Below are 3406 nucleotides of genomic sequence, written 5' to 3'. Positions count from 1 at the left end.
TCGGTTATTATTACCTCGTCGGTTAACGGTACTAGAATGTTTAGCAATACCGGTGCCACTGCCTATTCATGTTCTAAAGCTGCACAGGTTGCATTTACGAAAATGGTGGCGTTGGAACTGGCGGAACATGGTGTCCGCGTGAATGTCATCTGTCCGGGTGCGATCGAAACGAATATAGACGAAAACACGCAACGACGCAACCTGGATAAAGTTAAAGAACCCGTTGAGTTTCCGGAAGGGGAAATACCGTTAACTGACGGAGACCCGGGAACTTCAGAACAGGTCGCACAGTTGGTACTATTTTTGGCTTCGGACGCTTCCAGCCATATTAGCGGCACAGAAATTTGGATTGATGGGGCGCAGTCGCTGCTACAAGGGTAGAGGCTTACGCATAAATTCAGTTGATTTGAATTGTGTGTAAGTCTAATTTATAGAAGTAACTCAAATTGCCATTTACCTGCAAATACGTATGTTGTTGCGCTGAAGCGCTCGATCGCAACAACATACGTATACTAAGTAGCAACTTGAGTTAGTACACAGCCCCTGAGCGATAAAAATTTTTTAATTAAACGAAATAATTTATTAATCAAACATGATTATTGCTTTTAGGATAGGATTCTTAATAAGATATAAAATTAATTTGCAGAATTATTTATTTTATCATATCTATTGAGAAGCAGTCTCAAAGAGATTGCTTTCACAAAAGACAATCATATATTTTATTACTCAATCCTATATGTTTATATTAAGTTTAGTTGAAAAATTATGAATTTCCCCCACCAAGAGTCAAGCTAAGAGAGTAAAATATTTTTTTAGCTTTTGCTTTATATAGCCAAGGGCGAGCGACTGTTTCTAGCAAAACCATCCAAACAAACAACTCTCCCATGACACTTCTAACAAGCGAGCATCAAATTGCAAAAATTCCACGAAAAGTGGCGCTACGCCTTGTTTTAGTGATGCCATTTGCCCTGCAAATCTTTGGCGCTGTAGGCTTGACAGGGTGGCTTTCGCTACGCAACGGCCAGAAAGCAGTTAAGGAAGTCAGCACGCGATGGCGGCGCGAAGTTACCGCCAGTGTCGATCGGCACTTAGAAACTTACTTGGAAACGCCGCACTCGGTCAATGCGATCGGCATCGAACCCATTCGTCGTTTCCATCTGTGGAATCCAGACGGTATGAGGAGGAAAACAAGTTACTTTTTTTGGCAACTCCAGCACTTTTCAAGTGTGAATTATATTAGTTTTGGAGTAAAAAAAAGAATATGCTGGTGCTGGTTATAACCCCAATTATGGCACGCCTGTTATTGAAATTACTGATAAATCTACCGATACGATAATTAGCATAGATAAGAATGGGGATGCAAGTCAGGAAAATAAACTTAGCCAGAGTGCGATCCCCGTAATAGACGCGGTACAAAACTATTTAAAACAGCCTATTGACATAATTTGTTAATAATCAGCGAGTAAATAAAAATGGAAAATCCAAAACAAGAGTTAATCCTAGTTGTTGACGACCATCCTGCTAACCTCAAATTGCTGTTTAGTTTTTTGAAATCATCTGGCTTCAAAGTGTTAGTGGCAGAAAATGGAGAAAGCGCGATAGAAAAGCTAAATGAGGTATCGCCGAACCTAATTCTGTTAGACATAATGATGCCAGGAATAGATGGTTTTGAAACCTGTCGTCGTTTGAAAGCATCAGTGGCAACAAAAGATATTCCCGTAATTTTTATGACGGCGCTAACCGACAATATAAACAAAATAAAAGGTCTATCGATAGGGGCGGTCGATTATATTACCAAACCTTTTCAGCAAGAAGAAGTTTTGGCTAGAGTAAAACTGCATTTAAAACTGCGTTCTTTGACGAAGACGCTCGAAGCTCAAAATCAGCTTCTCAAACAGGAAATTGCGGCGCGGATCTCAGCAGAAACAGAATTGCAGAAGCTGACACAAGAGTTAGAGCAACGAGTGGCTGAGCGAACATCGGAACTTACAGACGCTATGCAAGATCTTCAAAAAACGCAAATTCAACTATTGCAGAGGGAAGAAAAATTGGGGCGTTTTGCCTTTCAAGATTCGCTGACGGATCTGCCTAACCGAGCTTGGTTTATGAATAGGCTAGCACAGGCGATCCAGGCTGCTCGCGAACGTCAAGATTATTTATATGCGGTGCTATTCATCGATCTAGATCGCTTCAAAGTAGTAAACGATAGCCTGGGACATTTGTTAGGCGATGAATTACTGAAAAGTGTTAGCCGCAAACTGCAAGCTTGTTTGCGTCACACAGATACTGTTGCGCGTTTTGGGGGAGATGAGTTTGTTATTTTATTGTCAGATATTAAAGATATAAGCGAAGCGACTAAAGTTGCCGATCGCATCCAAAAAGAATTAAAACAGCCGTTTCAATTAAACGATTATAAAGTGTTCACCGAAGTAAGTATTGGCATTATCCTCAGCACCACGGGATACGATCGCCCAGAAGACGCGCTCAGGGATGCAGATGCGGCAATGTATCGCGCTAAAGCTAAAGGGAAAGGGCGTTACGAAGTCTTCGATCCCACAATGCAAACACTTGCGATGGCACGGTTGCAGCTGGAAAATGACTTAAGACGGGCGATCGACTTGCTACCTTGCTCAAGCACCGCCAGCGCCAGACAGGAATTTTGCCTTTACTATCAGCCAATTGTATGCCTCTCTACAGGTAAGCTAAGTGGTTTTGAAGCATTGCTGCGCTGGGATCATCCATCTTTAGGATTAATATCGCCCGATCGGTTCATTCCTATTGCTGAAGAAACTAGATTGATCGACGATTTAGGGTGGTGGGTTTTGCAGGAAGCGTGTCGCCAACTAAAGATTTGGCAACAACAGTTTCCCCAAAAACCTCCCCTAGCAATTAACGTAAATTTTTCTGCCGTGCAAATTAAACAAGTGGATCTGCTGCATCGAATAGAAGAAATTTTACGCGAATCTGCGATACCAATAACATCTTTTAAACTAGAAATTACCGAAAGTTGTATTTTAGAAACTTTAGACTGGGAAGAAAAAACTTTAAAGCAACTAAAAGCTTTAGGTATTAATTTATGTATTGATGATTTTGGTACAGGCTACTCTTCTTTAAGCCGCTTGCACGAGTTTCCCATTGATACTTTAAAAATCGATCGCTCTTTTGTGAGTCGCATTGCTTCGGATAAAGATGATACTCAAATTGTGCAAACCATTGTTACGCTTGCCCGCAGCCGAGGTATGGATATAGTAGCAGAAGGGATAGAAACGCTTTTCCAGCTACAGAAGTTGCAAGAATTAGGATGCGATTTCGGGCAAGGGTACTTTATCTCTATGCCTGTAGATAAGGAAACTGCAACGGAACTTTTGGCTCGCAAGCAAATATTACAGGCAGTACTACAGAAAGA

Annotated in this window: 3 protein-coding genes; all 3 read left to right on the top strand. The window is 41.4% G+C overall.

Annotated features, from left to right (window positions below; translation table 11 throughout):
- Positions 1-381, top strand: a 381-nt coding sequence (locus tag H6S82_RS24925) for an SDR family oxidoreductase (protein WP_191056876.1), incomplete at its 5' end; no start/stop codon positions are given.
- Positions 382-884: 503 nt separating this feature from the next.
- Positions 885-1280 carry a hypothetical protein gene (locus H6S82_RS24920; RefSeq protein WP_190474111.1) on the top strand — a complete coding sequence of 132 codons (396 nt, stop codon included), beginning with the start codon at positions 885-887 and terminating at the stop codon, positions 1278-1280.
- A 192-nt stretch (positions 1281-1472) separates the two neighbouring features.
- The coding region (locus H6S82_RS24915; protein WP_191056875.1) for an EAL domain-containing response regulator at positions 1473-3406 on the top strand (1934 nt) is incomplete at its 3' end.

This window comes from Planktothrix sp. FACHB-1355 (genome assembly GCF_014748295.1).
In the GTDB taxonomy this organism is placed as follows: Bacteria; Cyanobacteriota; Cyanobacteriia; order Cyanobacteriales; family Aerosakkonemataceae; genus Aerosakkonema; species Aerosakkonema funiforme_A.
The sequence above is the reverse complement of the archived record's forward strand: the minus strand, read 5'-3'. Positions and strand labels throughout refer to the sequence as shown.

Excerpts from the sequence above, each read along its gene's own strand:
- H6S82_RS24920 (WP_190474111.1), top strand. The coding sequence starts at position 885 with ATGACACTTCTAACAAGCGAGCATCAAATTGCAAAAATTCCACGAAAA.